Below are 18848 nucleotides of genomic sequence, written 5' to 3' on the forward strand. Positions count from 1 at the left end.
CGCGTCAGCGACCTCCTGGCCCGGATGACCCTGCGCGAGAAGGTCGGCCAGCTCAACCAGCGGATGTACGGCTGGGACGCCTACCGGCGCACCCCCGACGGCGGCTTCGCACTCACCGAGGCCCTCCACGCCGAGACCGACCGTTTCGAGGGACTCGGCGCCCTGTACGGCCTCCAGCGCGCCGACGCCTGGTCCGGCGTGGACCACGGCCACGGACCCGGCGCGGAGGACGGGGCCGCCCTCGCCGAACTGGTGCAGCGGCACGTCGTGGAGCGGAGCCGGCTCGGCATCCCCACCCTCTTCGTCGAGGAGGTCCCGCACGGCCTCATGGCCCTCGACGGCACGGTCCTCCCGGTGAACCTGGCGATCGGCGCGACCTGGGACCCCGACCTGTACGAGCGCGCGGCCGCCCACGCCGCCGCCGAACTGCGCGCCCGGGGCGGCCACGTGGCCCTCGTCTCGGCGCTGGACATCGCCCGCGACCCGCGCTGGGGCCGTACCGAGGAGTGCTTCGGAGAGGACCCGTACCTCGCGGGCCGGCTGACGGAGGCGTTGGTCCGGGGGATGCAGGGCACCTCTCCGGACGGCGCTCGGGACGGCGTCTTCGCCGCCGACAAGGCGCCCGTCGTCCTCAAGCACTTCGCGGGGCAGGGCGCCACCGTCGGCGGCCGCAACTCCGCGGAGTCGGAGCTGGGCTGGCGTGAGCTGCACGAGATCCACCTCCCCGCAGCCCGGGCCGGTGTGCGCGCGGGTGCCGCCGCCGTCATGGCCGCGTACAACGAGGTCGACGGCATGCCCTGCTCCGGCAACCGTGCCCTGCTCACCGGCCTGCTGCGTGAGCAGTGGGGCTTCGACGGGCTCGTCATGGCGGACGGCCTCGCCGTCGACCGGCTGGCCCGGATCACCGGTGACAAGGTCTCCGCGGGCGCGCTGGCCCTCAACTCCGGGGTGGATCTGAGCCTTTGGGACGAGGGTTTCACGCATCTGGAGGAGGCGGTCGAGCGAGGGCTCGTCGAGGAGGCCGTCCTCGACGCCGCCGTCGCCCGCGTCCTGCGCCTCAAGTTCCGGCTGGGGCTGTTCGAGCCGCAGCAAACGACCTTCTCCCCGCCGGTCGGCGGAGAGGAGATCAGCAAGGACGTCGCCCGCGCCGCCGTCACCCTCCTGCGCAACGACGGCGTGCTCCCCATCGGCCGGAACGTCTCCCGGATCGCCGTCCTCGGCCCCCAAGCCGCCACCACCGCCCACCAGTCGGGCGACTACACGGCCCCGCAGCACCCCGGCACCGGCAGCAGTGTCCTCGACGCCCTGCGCGCACTCGCCCCGCCCGGCCTCGACATCCGCCACGCCCCGGGCTGTTCCCTCACCGGTGACGACCTCTCCGGCATCCCGGCGGCGATCGCCCAGGCCGCCGCCTCGGACCTCGCCGTGCTGGTCCTGGGCGGCAGCAGCGCCCGTATGCCCGGGACCGAGTTCGACGCCAACGGCGCCGCGCGCACAGCGGAGTCGGAGATGACCTGCGGCGAGGGCGTGGACCTCGCCGGACTGCGACTGGGAGCGGCCCAGTACGCGCTGCTGGACGCCGTCGTGGCGACGGGCACACCGACCGCGGTCGTGCTGGTCCAGGGGCGCCCGCACGTGGTGCCGGACACCGCGCCCGCCCTGCTCTCCGCCTGGTATCCCGGCCCCTGGGGCGGCGAGGCGATCGCCGAGGTGCTGCTCGGACGCACGGAACCGGCGGGCCGCCTCCCGCTCTCCGTCCCCCGCTCGGCGGCCCAACTCCCCGTCTACTACAACCACAAGGACACCGAGTACGGCGGATACGTCGACCGGAGCGCCGAGCCGCGGTACTCCTTCGGGCACGGGCTGTCGTACACGAGCTTCGCGTACGGCACGCCTCGGCTCTCCGGCGACGCCGTGGCCGTAGACGTCACCAACACCGGGCAGCGGTACGGGCGTTCGGTCGTCCAGGTCTACCTGCGCCGCCTGATCACCCCCACCTGGCCGCGCACCCTCGAACTGTGCGCGTTCGAGGGTGTGGGCCTGGCGCCGGGTGAGCGCCGTACGGTGACCCTGCCGCTGGAAGGCATCGACGGCACGGTCGAGATCAGGGTCGCCGCGTCCGCCCGGGAGGCGCTCGGGGCCCGGGGTCAGAGCTTGACGGCCCCCGCCGACACGCCCTTGTAGAACCACCGCTGGGTGATCACGAACAACACGAGCACCGGGATCACCGAGATCACCGCCCCCGCCATGACCATCCGCTGGTCGTACCCGAACGACGAGCTCTGGAGCCGCGAAAGCCCCAGGGTCAGCGTCATGTTGCTCTCGGAGCGCAGCACGATCAGCGGCCACAGGAAGTCGTCCCAGGCGCTGATGAAGGTGTTGATGACGACCACCAGGATCGCGCCCCACGCGGACGGCAGGTACAGGTGCCAGAAGCGCTGCCACTCGTTCGCGCCGTCGAGCATGGCCGAGTCCTCGATCTCGCGGGGGACCGCGAGGAACGCGCCGCGCATGAGCAGGACGTTGATGGCGCCGACGAAGCCGGGCAGCCACACACCGGCCAGGCTGTCGACCAGGCCCATGTCCCGGATGCTCAGGAACAGCGACACCATGATCGACTCGAAGGGGAACATCATCGAGGCGATCAGCACCACCCAGACCGCCTTGCGGCCCTTCCAGCCGGGCTTGGAGAGCATGTAGCCGGCGGTGGTGGAGAACACGAGCTGGCTGGTGACCGACAGGGCGACCACGATCAGGCTGTTCCTGATGTACGTCCACACCGGCACCTGGTCGAAGATGGTCCGGTAGGCCCGCAGCGTCGGGTGCTGGGGGAGCAGGGTGGCGTCGGCGCCGAAGACGTCCTCGCCGGTGCTCTTCAGGGAGGCGAGGAGCTGCCAGAGCAGCGGGCCCACGGTCAGGCCGAGGACCAGGAGCAGCAGCAGATAGCGGACGACCAGCTCGCGGGGCCGGCCGTAATCGCGCCAACGGGGCATCAGGCGGCGGCGCCTGTCCAGAGCCGTACTCATGCCTCGTCCTCCTTCGTCAGGCGCTGCGCCAGCAGGGTCAGCCCCAGCGTCAGCAGGAACAGGGCCACGCTCACGGCCGAGCCGTAGCCGGCGTTTCCGGTGACGGGGTCCAGGCCGACGTCCCGGATGTAGAACGGCAGGGTGCGGTCGGCGCCGCCGGGACCGCCGGTGGAACTGCCCAGCATGTAGATCTCGGTGAACACCCTGAGCGAGCCGATGCCGGTGAGGGTGCCGACGAGCATCATGGCCTGGCGCACGCCGGGCACGGTGATGTGCCAGAAGCGGCGGGCCGCGCCGGCGCCGTCCATGGCGGCCGCCTCGTGGAGCTCCTTGGGGACGTTCCCGAGGGCGGCCAGGTAGAACACCATGTACCAGCCGAGGCCCTTCCACAGGGTCAGGCCCATCGCGGACAGCAGGATCAGCCAGGAGTCCGACAGGAACGGGATCGCCGACCTGATCAAGTGGGCCTTCTGAAGCCAGGTGTTGACCAGGCCGTCGTCCGCCAGCAGCCACTGCCAGCTCAGGCCGACGACCACGCTGGAGGCCAGCACCGGGGTGTAGAAGGCGGACCGGAAGAAGCCGATGCCCGGCAGGTTCTTCTCCACCAGCACCGCCAGCAGCAGCGGCAGCAGCACCATCAGCGGTACGACGATCAGCGCGTACAGGAGGCTGTTGCGGGTCGCCAGCCAGAAGTCCGAGTCGTCCAGCATCCGCGTGTAGTTGTCGAGGCCGACGAAGCTCGACGCGCCGCCCAGCGGCTTGGCGTTCGTGAACGACAGCAGGACCGTGTTGAGGAACGGGAACACGCCGAAGACCACCGCGCACACGATCGCGGGCGCGGTCCACAGCCACGGCAGCCACCAACGGCGGTACATGGCCGCCCCGTTGGCACCGGGAGCGGGCCCCGGCAGGACGGCCCTGGCGATACGGCGGGCACGGGACGGGGCCGGGCCCGGCACGGAGACACTGCGCTCCGTACCGGGCACGGACACCGGGTTCGTGGTGTGCGTCGCCGCCATCAGTTGCTCTGCTTCAGCAGCTCGTTCGCCTTCTCCTGGGCGTCCTTGACGGCGTCCGCCGCGCTCTTCTTGCCCTGCATGGCCAGCTGGACCTGGCCCACGATGGCGTTCTGCACGGCCGAGGAGATGTTGGTCTGGTAGGCGGTGGCCGTCTTCAGCTGCTCGGCGACCAGCTTGCGGGCCTGCGCGAACGGGTCGTCACCGGTGACCTTCTGGAAGAACGGGTCGTTCAGCGAGGCCGAGGTGGTCGGGAAGATCACGACCTTCGGGTCCTTGCACCAGGCCGTCTGGTTCTCGGCGTTGGTGAGGAACTTCGCGAACGCCAGGGCCGTTGGAGCGTTCTTGCTGGTCGCCGCGGTCGCGATGTACTGCGGGGCGCCCGTGGTGTGGCCCAGCGCGTCGAGGGGCTGCTGACCGACCGCGGTCTTGTCGTAGACCGACGGGCTGTTCTGCTGCACGAAGCGCACGAAGCTCGGGTTGGTCGAGCCGTAGGCGACCTTGCCCTGGCTGTAGAGCGTGGAGGGGTCGTTGTTGGAGGACAGCGAGTCCTTCGGCATCGCGCCCTCCTTGTACAGCTTGGTCATCCACTCGACCCACTGGACCGTGCGCGGGTCGTCGGCGAAGACGGCGGACTTGCCGTCGGCGGAGAGCGTCTTGATGTTCATCTGGTCCCAGTCGGCCGGGATCCGCCACACCGGGTTGGCCATCGTCGCGTAGAACTTGCCCTTGCCCGCCTTGGCGACCTTCTCGTAGTCCGCGAACAGCCCGAAGAGCGTGGTCGGCGGCTTGGCCGGGTCGACGCCGGCCTGCTTCAGCAGATCGGTGTTGTACGTCAGCACGATGCCGCCGGTGTACCAGGGCAGCACCGTGTGGACCGACGCGCCCGACGGGTCCTTCATGACGCTGGACTTCCAGAACGCCGGGACGAAGGGCTTGGCGGCGTCGGGGTCCTTGACGCCCATGTTCAGCAGGTAGCCGGCCTTGGTGAGGGAGGTCGCGGTCGGGGAGTCGACGTTGAGGACGTCCGGCAGGGTGCAGGCCTGGGCGTCGGCGACCGTGCGCTGGCCGAACGTGGCGTCACCGGGGTCGTCGATCCACTTGACCTTGGTGCCGGGGTGGGCCTTCTCGAAGTCGCTGATCACTCCGTTGAAGAAGCTCCCGAAGTCTTTCTTCAGGTTGGTGGTCTGGAAGGTGATGTTGCCCTTGACCTCACCGGTGAGCTTCCCCGACCCGACGTTGCCCTTGTCGACCTTGCAGCCGCCGGCGGTGGCGTCACCGCTGTCGGATCCGCCGCCGAGGCCGCAGCCGGTGGCCGCGAAGGACAGCACGGCGATACAGGTCAGGGTGCGGGTCAGTCTCTTTGCGCTCATGTGATGCCCTCCACGGCTGGTTCAATGAACCAACTCCGACTCCGATTGATGAAAAGGTGGACCAGAATTCATCGGAGGTCAATGGTTTCCCGTGTTGCGTTTAGGTTCCGTAGGAGATCAGTGCCGGTGCTCGTGGTCCGGGTGGGAGGGATCACCGGGATGTTCATGGCCGTGGGAGTACACGACTTTGCTGCGGGCCTGGTCCAGCCAGCCGAAGAACGCCTGGCGGCCCGCGGCTTGGCGCAGCTCGCGTGTGATGCGCTCGCGGACCGAGTCGTACGGCAGTACGTCCTCGGGGGTCGCCCCGTCGAAGGGGGTGACGCCCCGCCTCAACGCGTCCGGGGTGAGGAAGCGGTCCTGGTTGCGGCCGTAGTAGTCCTGTACGGCTGCCTCCGGGACCGTCTGTTCGGCTTCCAGGGCGGCCAGGAGGGTGCGGGCGGCGGGGGAGTGGGCCAACGCTGCCGCGACGATGCTGCCGAGGTCGGCGACGTCTGTCTCGGCGACGGCCAGGGCGGAGGCGGGTGACAGCTCTTCCGGTACTCTCAGGCCCCGGTCGGCGCAGGCCCTTCGGGCGAGTTCGTCGGTGACGATCACTTGTGTGGCCCAGCGGCGTCTTTGTCTCGCGACAGAGGGGGGTTCCGTCTGTCGTCGGGCGGGTGCGGCGTCGTCGTGGCTGGTCGCGCCCCGCGGCGGAGCCGCACATTGATTCAGCCCCGCGCCCCTGGGCGGCGTATCCAGGAACGCGTCCACCCGTTCTGTCGGCAGTGGTTCGCCGTCTATCAGAGCCGCGTGTTCCGGCGTCACGGAGTCACCTCCAGTACGACGGTCCTCGTGTACGCCACCTGGCCGTTCCACGCCGCCTTCGCCATGAGCCAGTACGCACCCGGTGGGATCGACGAGCCGTCCACCTCGATGACCGCCTCCGTCTGTCGCCCGGCCGGCACGGTGAAGCCCTGGAGGCCGGGTGTCACGCCCCGCCACGTGCCCCAGGACGACACCGCCCACAGCTGTCCGCCGACCGGGCCCCGGGTGGTGTTGTGCAGGCTCACCGGAACCTGAGCCCGCTCACCGCCGCGCACGGTGACCCGGTCGGCGTTCAGCTCGCACGTCAGTCCCGGACCGGCGGGCGGGGCGCCCGGCACGTCGAGACCGACGACGTCCTCGTAGATCTGGCCCCCGTACGTCAGCCGGGCCGTGAGCCAGTGGCGGCCGGGCTCGGCGTCCGGTGGCGGGGTCACCGTGATCTCGGCCAGCGAGAAGCCGCCGGGGCCGAGCGCGTACGGCAGTTCGGTCGGCTCGGCGGACCAGCCGGGCGGTACCTCGAAGGCCACCGTGCCCTGCGTCGACGTGTCCCTGAGCTCCGAGCCGACCCGGACCGTCGCGGTGACGGGGCCGGTCGCCGTGAGGGCGGTGGGGGAGAGGTAGACGGACACCGGCATGTTGCCGCGCGGGGCCGGTCCGGAGTTGTGCAGCCAGTAGCGGGTGTGGACGGGCTGGGCCGGCTCGTGGGCCGCGACGCCGGGGTCGGTCGTCGGCTCCGGCGCCCGCGGGGGCGTGGCCAGGACGGTGGCCACCTCGAAGCCGGTGAGGGCGGTCTCCAGGGTGCCCTCGGCGTCCGGCGTCAGGGACTCGCCGGGCCTTTCCAGGACGTCCGCACGGGCGCCCTCCGTCCACGCGACCGGTCCGCGCACCCGCGCCCGCACCGGGCGCCCGTTCACCTCGTGCACGCGGACGACGACTCCGCGCCCCGGATCCACGGGCGCGGCACTGCCCCTGGCCAGCGGGGAGCCGAGCGGCTTGAGGGCGTCGAGGAGCACCTCGCGGGCCGGCTCCACCTCCAGCAGTGAGGTGTTCCGGGGCAGGAGCGCGGACTGCCCCTCGCCGCGCACCCGGGCCGTGAGGGGATGGTTGAACTCATGTCCCCGCGCGGGGAGTCGGAGGTCCCGCCAGTCGCCCTCGCCCGCGACGACCGCGTACTCGAAGGTGTGCGACCAGCGCTGGAGCTGGAAGCCCGAGCCGTCGGGGGTCGTGCGGCGCGGTGGGTCGACCCAGATGCCGGACGGCCAACCGGTGCAGGAGCGCATCAGGGACATGTGGAGGTCGCCGGAGGTGGTGACCACACAGCCGGGCGTGCCCCGGTTCAGGACGGCGAAGCCGCGCCCGTCCCAGGCGTCCCCGGGCGGGAGCGCCTCGCCGCCGCCCGCCGCCGTGGCCGTGACGGTGAAGTCGTCCAGGTCGGCGATCAGCGCGTCGACCGCCTTCGCGTCACCGGCAGGATCGGCCCCCGCGATCACCAGCAGCGGCAGCCGTTCCAGGTCGCGCAGGTCGGCGCCGGGCACCCACTCCTCGCGCAGGGAGGCGCGCGGCGCGACCCAGACGGCCGCCACACCCCGTTCGGCGACCTGGCGGCGCAGCTCGCGGCCGGCCGCTGGGTCCATGGCGAGCGCCTCGGCGACCAGGGAGTTGCGCTCGGGTCCGCCGACGGCGATCCGGATGTCGGGGAGGTTGGAGTCGACCTCGAGGTCGCCATAGCGCGGGCCGCCGGCGATCGTCGAGGTGGCGGTCACGCCCGAGCGGACGAGGGCCGCCGCGAGCGGGGCGCCCAGTTCACCCGCCTCGTCCCAGTCGGCGTACACCAACTCGGCGACACCGAAGGCCCGTTGGCCGAGCTGCGCACCGGTGTCGTCCTGGAGCGCGACCCGGGCCGTGGAGCCCAGTCCGAACCAGGTGTTGGCCGGGTTGTCCAAGGTCCACGGGAACTCCTCGCTGTTCACGTCCACGAACCCGAACCCCCGCCCGATCACCGCGTCGGCGACCTCGTGCACGGGCAGCCCGCCCCGCACGTCGGAGGGCCAGCGGACCCTGATCAGGCGGTCCTCGCCGTCGTAACCGTCGATCGTCGTGGAGACGTCGAGGCGGTCGACGCCGGTCCACAGGGTCAGTGTCTGCGTGTACGTGAAGAGGCCGAGGTCGGCGCGGACGGTGATGCGGGAGCCGGCCGGCGAGTGCGCGACGTCGACGTCCGCCGTGACGTCCCGGCCGCGGGCGGCGGTCGTGCCGGTCGGGGTGAGGTGCCAGGGCCCCTCGCCGAAGCGCGGGTGCCTCGGGAACTCCTCCTGGACGACCAGCTCGTTGCCGATGTCACCGGCGGGCAGCAGTTCACGGCCGCCCTCGGACACGGCCCGCAGACTGCTCACGGCGCCGCCGCGCGCGGGGTCGACCGTCACCTCGTAGAACTCGTTGCGGATGGTCGTGCCCTCGCCGGAGGTCCACTCCGGGAGCGAGCCGGCCGCCAGGGGAAGGGCCTTGAGGCCCATGCCGGGCACCCGCGGGACGACCACGCGCACGGTGCCGTCCTTCTCGCGTACGGCGGGCAGCGGCTGGAAGTCGTCGCCGACGGGCACCAGGCCCGGGTCGTCGACGGTCAGCACGTCCTGCCGTTCCCAGGTGACGGAGTTGAAGACCACCAGGTCGGGGCCGGTGCCCGGCTCCACCCGGTCGGCCAGTGCCGTGGTCGCGTCGGCGTGCACGGTCTCGGCGAGGTCGGCCAACTCCCGCCAGCCGGTGAGGAGATCGATGTACACCTGGTCCGACTCCGAGCCGGTGATGGCGTCGTGGTGGGCGCCGTAGACGAGTTGCCGCCACGCCTTGTCGAGGGCCGCGTCCGGATAGGGGTGCCCGGTGACCAGCGAGGCGAGGGTCGCGCAGGCCTCCGCGTCGGCGAGGAGCGTCTCGCCGTACCGCTGGGCCTGCTTGGTGTCGATGTAGGAGACGTCCTTGCCGGTGTAGACCGGGTTCATGTCCCGGGTCTGCGGCGAGGCCCTGCGGCCCTCGGCCTCCAACTCCGCGCGTACGGCGGCGAAGAAGTCCCGGGGGATGCCGGAGACGAAGCGCGGCCAGACGTAACGGGCGTTCCAGTCCCGGTGGATGTCCATCACCCAGCGGCACGGCGGCGCGTAGTCACCGCCGACCGGGAGCAGCACGTTGCGGGTGAGCGCGACCTGCTTGAGCCCCTGGAACAGCTTGAACGCGGCCGCCTCCGCCTCGGGCAGCGTCGGCGCGTTGTCGATCCGCCAGCCGGCGCCGTAGTGGTTGACCATGTACGCGGTGAGGATCCCACGCCCCGAGGGGGCGATCCAGTCGAACTCGGCCGGGAACTGCATCCGCTTCGGGTCCCGCGGTTCCTCGCCGAAGACGGAGAGGGTCGGGCCCCACTGGTGGAAGGGCCCGCGCGCCCACGAGCTGGACGTGACCCCCGCGTCCGCCATCAGCCCCGGGAACTGCGGGTCGTGTCCGAACGCGTCCAGCTGCCAGGCGGTCTCCGGGGACGCCCCGAGGATCGCCCGCTGGTACCCGTCGCCGTACAGGGCGTTGCGGACGGTCGCCTCGGCGCCGGTGAGGTTGGTGTTCGGCTCGTTGTAGGTGCCGCCCATGATCTCCACGCGGCCGGTGCGGATCAGCTCGCGCAGGAAGCCGCGCTCCTCGGGGAAGGCGTTCCAGTACGGCTTGAGGTAGTCGACCTCCGCCAGCACGAAGGTGTACGCCGGATCGCGCCGGGCCAGATCGGAGTGCGCCCGCACCAGGCTCATCCCGGACTGGCCGCGCGAGTCGAAGGTGCGCGCGGGCAGTCCGGTCGTGGCCGGGTCGTCGGCGACGTCCCAGGTCTCGGTGTAGGCGCCCTGGGTGTTCCACCAGACGGGGTCGTAGTGGAAGTGGCTGACCATGAACATGGTCCAGCCGGGCTCGGCGACCGTGAACTCGCCGGTGCCGGTCGCGCTCTCGTTCCCGTCGGCCGCGGTGACCGTGATCGGGCCGCCGGCGCCGGTCACGGGTATCTCGGCGCGTACCGTGCCGTCCTCGCCGACGGTGACGACGGTCTCCCCGGTGCCGTGTCCCTCGACCGTCACGCGGACCGAACGGCCCGGGACGTGCTCGATCCCGGCCCGCACCAGCTGGAGCGGTTGCTCGGGCGTACCGACGAACAGCTCGGTCGACTCAACAGAGGTGACGCGCATGGGGCTCCTACGAGATGACTCGGGGGAGCCCCATCCTGGCACCGAGAGGATGATTCAAACAACCATCTTTGTGTTATCTCGGTGGTTCATCCATGCAAGATCGCTCACGGTCACCGCGTACGGCGGGCCTTCACCGCGTGCTGCGGGGTGATGTGGTCGGTGAGCGCGAGGGAGGCGCTGGCCCGCTGGTAGGCGACCTGGCCGACGCGGACGTAGAGGCAGTCGACGATCATCAGGACGGAGTGCCGACCGCCGATGCTGCCGGTGCGGAAACTGGTCTCGGAGGTCGCGGAGATGAGCCGGATGTCGGCGGCCTTGGCCAGCGGGGAGCGCGGGTCGGTGGTGATGGCGATGGTGGTCGCGCCCCGCTCCTTGGCCATCTCGAAGGGTTCGAGGGTCTCGCGGGTGGCGCCCGAGTGGGAGATGCCTATGGCGACGTCGGCCGGGGTGAGCAGGGCCGCGGAGGTGGCCGCGCCGTGCACCTCGGTCCAGCCCCGGACCTGGCAGCCGATGCGGAACAGTCGGGTCTCGGTCTCCTGGGCGACCGCGCCGCTGCCGCCGACGCCGTACACGTCGATGCGGCGGGCCTTGGCCAGCGCCTGGGCCGCGCGCTCCAGGGCGTCGAGGTCGATGCGCTCGATGGTCTGCTGGATCGCGCGCAGGTCCGCGCTGCCGACCACCTGGACGACCCGCTCCAGGCTGTCGTCCGGTGAGATGTCGGGGCCGATCTCCGCCGAGCCCCAGTCGGAGACCTCGCCGCGACCGCGCTCCTGGGCCAGTTCGATCAGCAGGTGCTGGTAGGAGTCGAGCCCGATGGCACGGCAGAACCGGGTCACCGTGGCCTGCGAGGTTCCGGTGCGGCGGCCCAGCTCGGCGGCGGAGCAGTGGGTGACGGCGGCCGGATCCTCCAGGATCAGCTCGCCGACCTTCCGCAGGGAACCGGCCAGCCGGGGCAGCTCGGTGCGGATCAGTGTGGTGACGTCGGTCGGAGGCATGGAAAGAAGGTATCAGCCACCCTTAGTGCCGCTGATTGAATACCAGGACCGTGCTGTGGTTTATTGATTCACCGGTGGGTGGTTGTATGGTGGTTCAATCCATCAGTGGGGAGTGTCGCGTGTCCGTCGAGTCAGTCAGCGCCCAGGGCTTCGCCGAACAGAGCCTGGGCGTCCTCCGTCACGTCACCGAGTCCGCCCGCGAGGACGTGCGCCGAGCCGCCGAGCTGATCGTCGACTGCATCCGCGCCGACGGGGTGATCCACGCCTTCGGCACCGGCCACTCCCAGGCGATGGTCCTGGAGGTGGCCGGCCGGGCGGGCGGCCTGGTGCCCACCAACCGGATCCAGATGTCCGACCTCGTCCTCTACGGCGGTGACGCGCCGAGCGTGCTCGACGACCCGCTCCTGGAGCGTGAGCCGGGGGTGGCCGAGCGCCTCTACGACCTCGCGGCGCCCCAGGCCCGGGACCTCTTCGTGATCATCTCCAACTCCGGTGTCAACAGCGTCATCGTGGAGATGGCGCTGCACGCCAGGTCGCGGGGACACAAGATCCTCGCGATCACCTCCCTCACGCACACGGGCGCGGTGCCCGCGGGTCACGCGAGCGGCAAGAAGCTGGTGGACCTCGCGGACGTGGTGCTGGACAACGCGGCGCCGGCCGGGGACGCGCTGCTGTCGCTGCCGGGCGGCGGGGCGGTGGGGGCGCTGTCCACCCTGACCGGCGTGATGCTGGTGCAGATGGTGGTGGCCGAGGCCTCGGGCCTGCTGCTCGCGGCCGGGGAGCGGCCGCCGGTCTACGTGTCGGCCAACGTGCCGGGTGGTTTCGAGGGGAACCTGGAGCTGGAGAAGCGGTATGCGGGGCGGGTCCGGCGTACGGCCAGCTAGGGCTTCGGGGGTAAGAGGTTCACCGGTTTCTGCTGCGGCCGAGTCTTCACAGCACCTTCCGGTGCACCAGCGCCGACATGCAGAACACCCCCGGTAGCAGGGGCAGCCACACCGTCAGGACGCGGTAGCCGATCAGGGTCGCCGTGCCGACGCTCACCGGGACGCCGTAGACGGCGAGGGTGAGGACCATCGCCGCGTCCACCGGTCCGATGCCGCCGGGCGCGGGCACGGACCCGACCGCACTGCTCGCCGCGAGGTACGCGAACGCGACCTGCGCCCAGGAAAGCGTCACCCCGAGCGAGGCGCCGACTGCGTGGATCACGCTCGCCTGGAGCAGCGGCGCGGCGGCCGCGCCGCCCCACAGGGCGAGGACCCGGCTCGGCATGGTGTGCAGTCGGCGGGCGTCGGTCAGCGCGGTGCGCACGAACGTGACCGCCGGGTGGCGCAGCGGGCGGACGAGGGTCAGCAGCAGGAGCGTGGCGCCGAGTCCGAGTCCCGCGGCCACCAGGGGCAGGAACAGCATGCGCCGGTCCGGGACCAGATCACCGAGCCGCAGCAGATCGGGCAGCGCCACCACGAAGCCGATCAGGACGAGCGTCTTGGCGATCGGCCTGACCAGCGCGTACAGGGCGAGCGAGGCGGTGGCCCGAGCCAGCGGGACGCCCTGCCCCCGGAGGAAGCGCAGGGTGACCGCGTGGGCGCCGAGGCTCGCCGGCAGCACGTGGTTGGCGGCGCCGGCGGCGAACTGCGAGGCGACCAGGAGCCCCGTCGGCAGCCGCTCGGGCAGCGCGCCCTGCCGTACGACGGAGGCGGAGATCCAGCCCAGGCAGGTGTAGAGGAACCCCACGAGCAGCCAGCCGGGATCGGCCGAGGCCAGCCGCGCGGTGCCGTCGTACAGGGCACGCCGGTCCAGCACCGCCCACACGCCGATGAGCAGGACGGGGAGCACGGTGAGCAGGCGGCGGGCGAGACGGGTCGGGGAGCGGCGGGAACCGTCGGGAGCGGGAGCCGGGGCGCTGATCGGGAGCGGGGCCGGGGCGGCGGCGGGGAGCGGACCCGGGGGACCTTCGAGCGGAAGCAGGGACACGGCGCACGTCGTCCTTTCGCGTCATGCCCCGTGCGGGACACGGGACATGACGGAGGCAAGGCGATGCAGAGGGGACGAGGGAAACGTTCCCGCTCGGTGTGACGTTCAAATGTCCGGCAGTCGAAGGAGCGTGGGCGGGCGGGCGACACGGGGTGCGGCGAGCGTGCTCGAACGGGTCGCCCCGGCACCCGTGACCGGGTGCCGGGGCGAGCTCGCGGGCGGGTCAGCCCTGGCTGCAGTAGTCGACCCAGCGGTGCGAGGAGATGTTGTTGTTGACGCTGGCCCCGAACTGCTCCAGGCCGGCGCCGTAGGTGAAGTGGTACTTGCCGGTGGTGGTGTCCCACCAGCGGTCGCCCTGGCTGATGCAGGCGTGCGCGCCACCGGCGTTGGGGGCCGTGTAGAGGTCCACGGCGTCGAGGCCGCCCGCGTAGCCGTTGTTCCAGATGTCGGAGGTCAGGTTGCGGCAGGAACCCCAGTCGTTGGAGTTGCCCGACCACTTGCACTCGCGGCCACCGCCGTACGGCTGGGTATACACGTGCAGGAAGCCGTCGGCGGAGGCGAGCTGGGCCGACCTGGTGCCCTGCGAGCCGGACTCCAGGGCGCTGGCGCTGGTGACCGGGGAGACGAGGACGGCGACGGCCGCGGCGGAGGCGGCGAGGGTGAGGACACGCTTGACGGACATGGGGGGTTCCTTCGTTCGGTGATGGTGATGGTGATGAGGGATCGGTAGGTGGTGCGACCACGGACGGTGCCGTGGTGGTCCGGGGAGGACCGGGCCGTGACTCGGTCGTCGTGCGCTCAGTCGCCGTGCGCGACGATCGCCCGCGCGCGGGGCAGCGCCTCGCGCCTGAGCCGGTCGAGATCGGCCGTCGGTCCCGGGTGGCGCCGCCGCAACTCGGCCCGGTACGCGGCGTCGAGGGACTTCGCCACGGCCGAAAGGCCACCGGAGCCGGAGCCGGAGCCGGAGCCGGAGCCGGAGCCGGCGCAGGCCGCCTCGGCCGACGCCAGCCGCACTTCCTCGGCGTGCGGCCACTCCTGGTCGGGCCGGGTGGCCGCGGCGCGGGCCTCGGCGGGGGTCGGATACGGGTGGCCCTTCGCCTTCATGCAGCGCGCCCACGGCTTGACGGCCGCCCGGTAGCGCTTGTCGGTGAGCACCATGGTCACGCGCATGCCGGCGAGGCTGTCGGTGACCCGGGTGGCCCGGAACCACGCCGGCAGGTCCTTGTACAGGTCCCGTTCCGCCTCCGCCACACAGCCCCGGTCGCTGTGCGTGACCTTGATGCCGTTCGGGAGACGGGCCGAAAGTCCCTGCGCCTGCGGCCCGTTGAGTGCGGCCACCAGTTCCGGGGCCCGGTCGGCGGGCATGGAACGGAAGTACCGCTGGTTCGGGTCGCGCAGGGCCTCCCGCTGCCGTTCGCGGTACAGATCCGTGCCGTAGCCGTGCCGGGCGGCCCAGGCCGGGTCGTCGACGACGTAGGGGAACCGGCTCGCCCCGTCGGCCGACGGCCGCTCCTCGACCCAGTACCGGTATCCGCGCTTCTCCATGCACTTCTTGATCAGGAGCTGCTCGGCGAGGTGGAGGGTCTCCTCCGGGGCGTCCGAGACGGGGCGGCCGGCAACGGAGCCCGAGCCCGAGCCGGAGCCGGGGGCGGTGGCCCGCGACGTCGTCCCGTCCGCGCACCCCGTGACGGTCGCCGCCAGCAGAGCGGCGGTCAGAAGGAGCAAGGTCCGGCGTGGCATCGGGCGACTCCCTGGGCGCGGTGGAAACGATGTGTGCTTTCGAGCCGTTGACGCCTCCCGGGCCCCGTCCGTATGACCCGTGACGCACATGAGTTTCGGGCGCGAGAAAAATCGGAGAGCCGTCATACGAGCGCCCCCGGCAGGCCGTCCCTCAGGTGAGGGGGATCTCCGGGCACCGTCGAAATCCAGCCAACCGCCGTTCGGAGGGAAAGCCGGGGGATCAGTCCCCGTGCACCGTTGTCAGGCCCTGTCGCGGGGCCACTACGCGGTGATCGACTGGCCGGATCCGGCCACGGCCGCGCCGGTCCCGTCATCCGCGGACACCGCCCGTCGATATCGTCGAACACGCATCCGTGGGGCGGGCGGTACGGCGATCGGGGAACGATGCTCCAGGTACGTCTTCTCGGTCCGGTGGAGGCGTGGGAGGGGAACCGGCGGGCCCCGCTCGGCGGCGTCAGACCCCTGGCGGTCCTGTCCGCACTCGTCGTCCACCTGGGCGAGGTGCTCTCCACGGAACGGCTCGTGGACTGTGTCTGGGACGAGCAGGCGCCCGCCACCGCCAGCGCCCTCGTCGCCACCCATGTCTCCGCGGTGCGCCGCGCTCTGGCCCGCGTCGGCGAGGCGGAGGTGATCCGCACCCGCCCGCCGGGATACGTCGCCGACCTCGACGCCTCCCAGGTCGACGCCCGCCGCTTCGAGGACCTGCTCACCTCGGGCCGGGCCCAGGCCGCCGGGGGCCACGCGGAGGAGGCCGCCGAACTGCTGGCCGAGGCGCTGGGGCTGTGGCGGGGCCAGGAGGCCCTCGAAGGGCTGGGCCAGTCGTTCGCGCGGATCGAGGCGGCCCGGCTGGCCGAACTGCGTCTGGTCGCCCAGGAGGAGTCCTTCGGCCTCCAACTGGAACTGGGCCGCGCGGACCGCGCGATCGCGCCCCTGCTCGCGCACGTCGCCGCCCACCCCCTGCGGGAACGACCGCGCGGCCAGCTCATGACCGCCCTGTTCCGCACCGGACGGGTCTCCGACGCCCTGCGCACCTACCAGGAGGGCCGCGAGGTCCTGCGCGAGGAACTGGGCATCGACGCCGGCCCCGAACTGCGGGCCCTGCACAAGGCCGTCCTGACCAACGACCCCGTGCTGCTGGGCACCGCCACCGACGCCCCCGCGCCGCTGGGCGCCGGCTCGCGGCCGCACGATCCCTCACCGTTCGGCCCGGGTGCACGAGCCCACACCACCTCTGCCCTCGGCTCCGGCGTGCGTTCCGCCGACCCCGCGCCGTCCGGCCCCGGCTTCGGCCCGTCGGGGCGGGCAGCCGCCGCCGCTTCGCAGACCCGGCAGCGGATCACGGACCGTACGGCGGCGGTCGGCGGCGGACCGGGCACGCCGACCCCGAGGCCCGCCCCCTCCCATCTCCCCCCGGACATAGCCGACTTCGTCGGCCGGTCGGACCAGATCGACTGGGCCGTCTCATTGCTGGGCCGCGTCGACGAGCCCGGCCGCACCGCCCCGCCCATCGGGGTGATCTCCGGGCGTTCCGGCACGGGCAAGACCGCGCTCGCCGTCCACGTCGGCCACCGCACCGCCGAACTCTTCCCGGACGGCCGCCTGTTCGTGGACCTGCGGGCCGCCGACACCGCCCCGCTGCAACCCGCCGACGCCCTCGCCCGGCTGTTGCGCGCCATGGGCGCCGAACCGGAGACCCTGCCGAGCTCCGTCGAGGAACTGACGGGTCTGTACCGCACGTACACCGGGCACCGCCGCATCCTGCTGATCCTCGACAACGCCGCCGGTGAGGCCCACGTACGGCCGCTGCTGCCGCCCGGTGCCGGATCCGCGGTACTCGTCACCAGCCGGCGCCGGCTGGTGGCGCTGGAGGGCGCCGCCCACCTCGACCTGACCGTGCCGGACCAGGAGGAGGCCCTGGAACTCCTCAGACGGGTCGCCGGAGCGGACCGGGTGCGCGCCGAGCCGGAACAGACCGCCGAGATCGTCTCCCTGTGCGGGCGGCTGCCGCTCGCCGTGCGTATCGCCGGAGCGCGTCTCGCCGCCCGGCCGCACTGGGTGCCCGGCCGGCTCGCCGCCCGCCTGCGGGACGAGCGGCTGCGTCTCAACGAACTGCGCGCCGGGGACCTGGAGTTGCGCACCAGCCTGGAGCTCGGTTACGCCGACCTCGATCCGCAGGAGCGGCGCGCCCTGCGCCGACTGGCCCTGCTCGACCTGCCCGACTTCGCCGCCTGGATCGCCGCGCCCCTGCTGGACATCGGCACCGAGGAGGCCGAGGAGGCCGTCGAACGGCTGGTGGACTGCCACTTCATCGACGTGATCGGCGTGGACGGCACGGGCCGCGGCCGCTACCGCATCCACGACCTGGCCCGGGAACACGCCCGCGAGCGCTGTCTGTCGGAGGAGAGCGCCGAGGAACGGGCGTCGGCCGTGGGGCGGTTGGTGGAGTGCTGGCTGGGGCTGGCCGAGAAGGCCGCCGCGCGGGGCCCCGGCGGCACCGCGCGGTACTTCCCCGAACCGGCCGCCGTACGGCCCGTCGACCCGCACGATCCGCGGGCCGAGGAGGATCTGCTCACGCGGCCCGCGGCCTGGTTCGCCGCCGAACAGGCCGGTCTGCTCGCGGCCGTGGAGTACTGCGCCGACCACGGGATGGACCGCGCCGCCCGGGACCTCGCCGGGGCGCTGATCGCCAGCTCGGTCGCGCTGTACAACCAGTTCGACGCCTGGTCCCGCTCGCACACCGCGGCCATGGCGGCGGTGCGGCGCAGCGGGGACGGCGAGGGCGAGGCGTGGCTGCTCACCGGCCTGGGGCAACTCCGCTACGAACAGGACGAGTTCGAGGAGTCGTACGCCTACTACCGGGACGCCCTGGGGCTGTTCGAGGCCCATGACGACGTCCAGGGCGCGGCCCAGGCCCTCCTCGGCATGGCCACGGCCCGGCGCGAACAGGCCTGCTACCCCGAGGCGTTGGAGCTGCTCGGCCGGGCGCTGGAGGGGTACGGACGGCTCGACGACCGCGGCGCCCGGGCCCGGGCGCTCTACGGCCTCGGCTATGTGTACCGGGAGCAGGGCGACGACGACGAAGCCCGCGAGGCCTTCGCGCAGGCCCTGGAGCTGTACCGGGCCGAGGACGACCGGCACGGCGAGGCGCTGGTCCTGCGCGCGGTGGCCCTGTGCCACCGGGCGCGAGGGGAGTACGCGGACGCCGAGCGACTGCTGCGGGGCGTGCTGCGGGTCTTCGCCGGCCTCCACGACACACTCGGCGTGATGTACACGGAGCAGTCGCTGGCCAAGGTGGAGCTGCGGCTGGGCCTCCTGGACGCGTCGCGCGAACGGCTCGCGCGGTGCCTGGAGCTGGCCCGGGAGCGGCAGGACCGCTTCGGCGAGGCACTGGTGCTGCGGACGCTGGGGGAGTGGCACCTGGCCGCCGGTGACGCCGGGAGCGCACGGGACCCGCTGGAGCGCTCGCTGTCGCTCTGGGAGGCGCTGCGCCTTCCGCTGTGGCGGGCGCGGACCTTGTGGAGCCTGGCGGAGGTCTGGGAGGCGGCCGGGGAGCGGGGCGCGGCCGAGGGGGCCCGTGCCGAGGCGATGCGCGTCTTCCGGGAGGCGGGGGCGCGGGAGGCGCGGGAGCGGGCATAGGCGGGACCTGGGGTGATGTCGCTGCAGAACCGCTGGTCCGGCGCTTGCAGGCGATCTGCAGAGCATTTGCAGAGGC

Annotated in this window: 12 protein-coding genes; 3 read left to right on the forward strand and 9 right to left on the reverse strand. The window is 72.3% G+C overall.

From position 1 onward, the window contains the following. Positions 1-24 precede the first annotated feature (24 nt). Positions 25-2184, forward strand: a complete 2160-nt coding sequence (locus ABZ098_RS11445; RefSeq protein WP_356590500.1) for a glycoside hydrolase family 3 N-terminal domain-containing protein — start codon at positions 25-27, stop codon at positions 2182-2184. Here the strand turns inward: ABZ098_RS11445 and ABZ098_RS11450 are convergent. The 6 genes from ABZ098_RS11450 to ABZ098_RS11475 all read right to left on the reverse strand — a co-directional run bounded on the left by ABZ098_RS11450 (position 2148) and on the right by ABZ098_RS11475 (position 11425). Next, positions 2148-3026 (reverse strand): carbohydrate ABC transporter permease, encoded by an 879-nt coding sequence (locus ABZ098_RS11450; RefSeq protein WP_356589625.1) that lies wholly within the window; start codon positions 3024-3026, stop codon positions 2148-2150. The two genes, ABZ098_RS11445 and ABZ098_RS11450, sit on opposite strands and share 37 nt — an antisense overlap. Beyond that, a complete protein-coding gene (locus ABZ098_RS11455; RefSeq protein WP_356589627.1) occupies positions 3023-4045 on the reverse strand; it encodes a sugar ABC transporter permease in 1023 nt (340 codons plus the stop codon). Before ABZ098_RS11455 ends, ABZ098_RS11450 begins: the two co-directional genes overlap by 4 nt. Beyond that, positions 4045-5415 carry an extracellular solute-binding protein gene (locus tag ABZ098_RS11460; RefSeq protein WP_356589629.1) on the reverse strand — a complete coding sequence of 457 codons (1371 nt, stop codon included), beginning with the start codon at positions 5413-5415 and terminating at the stop codon, positions 4045-4047. The genes ABZ098_RS11455 and ABZ098_RS11460 overlap by 1 nt, the downstream gene beginning before the upstream one ends. Positions 5416-5532: 117 nt before the next feature. Beyond that, positions 5533-6219: a peptidyl-prolyl cis-trans isomerase gene (locus ABZ098_RS11465; RefSeq protein WP_356589631.1), complete on the reverse strand. Its 687-nt coding sequence runs from the start codon at positions 6217-6219 to the stop codon at positions 5533-5535. Then, the gene (locus ABZ098_RS11470) at positions 6216-10430 is read right to left on the reverse strand and encodes an NEW3 domain-containing protein (RefSeq protein ID WP_356589633.1); all 4215 of its coding nucleotides are present in this window, start codon (positions 10428-10430) and stop codon (positions 6216-6218) included. The genes ABZ098_RS11465 and ABZ098_RS11470 overlap by 4 nt, the downstream gene beginning before the upstream one ends. Positions 10431-10540: 110 nt before the next feature. Next, positions 10541-11425, reverse strand: a complete 885-nt coding sequence (locus ABZ098_RS11475; RefSeq protein WP_356589635.1) for a MurR/RpiR family transcriptional regulator — start codon at positions 11423-11425, stop codon at positions 10541-10543. Positions 11426-11544: 119 nt separating this feature from the next. Between ABZ098_RS11475 and ABZ098_RS11480 the strand changes: the two genes are divergently transcribed. Further along, complete coding sequence (locus ABZ098_RS11480; protein ID WP_356589637.1) at positions 11545-12309, forward strand: SIS domain-containing protein; 765 nt, start codon at positions 11545-11547, stop codon at positions 12307-12309. Between the two features lie 46 nt (positions 12310-12355). Here ABZ098_RS11480 and ABZ098_RS11485 read toward each other — a convergent pair whose 3' ends face one another. From ABZ098_RS11485 to ABZ098_RS11495, 3 genes are all read right to left on the reverse strand, one after another. Continuing rightward, complete coding sequence (locus tag ABZ098_RS11485) at positions 12356-13396, reverse strand: lysylphosphatidylglycerol synthase transmembrane domain-containing protein (protein ID WP_356589639.1); 1041 nt, start codon at positions 13394-13396, stop codon at positions 12356-12358. 223 nt (positions 13397-13619) lie between these two features. Further along, entirely contained in the window at positions 13620-14078 is a 459-nt protein-coding gene (locus tag ABZ098_RS11490) for a hypothetical protein (RefSeq protein WP_356589641.1), read from the reverse strand. Positions 14079-14194: 116 nt separating this feature from the next. Beyond that, positions 14195-15136 carry a hypothetical protein gene (locus ABZ098_RS11495; protein WP_356589643.1) on the reverse strand — a complete coding sequence of 314 codons (942 nt, stop codon included), beginning with the start codon at positions 15134-15136 and terminating at the stop codon, positions 14195-14197. A 384-nt stretch (positions 15137-15520) separates the two neighbouring features. Here ABZ098_RS11495 and ABZ098_RS11500 point away from each other — a divergent pair, with 384 nt between their 5' ends. Further along, the gene (locus tag ABZ098_RS11500; protein WP_356589645.1) at positions 15521-18772 is read left to right on the forward strand and encodes a BTAD domain-containing putative transcriptional regulator; all 3252 of its coding nucleotides are present in this window, start codon (positions 15521-15523) and stop codon (positions 18770-18772) included. Positions 18773-18848 lie beyond the last annotated feature (76 nt).

Origin of the sequence: Streptomyces sp. NPDC006335, assembly GCF_040612795.1 — a bacterium.
GTDB lineage: Bacteria > Actinomycetota > Actinomycetes > Streptomycetales > Streptomycetaceae > Streptomyces.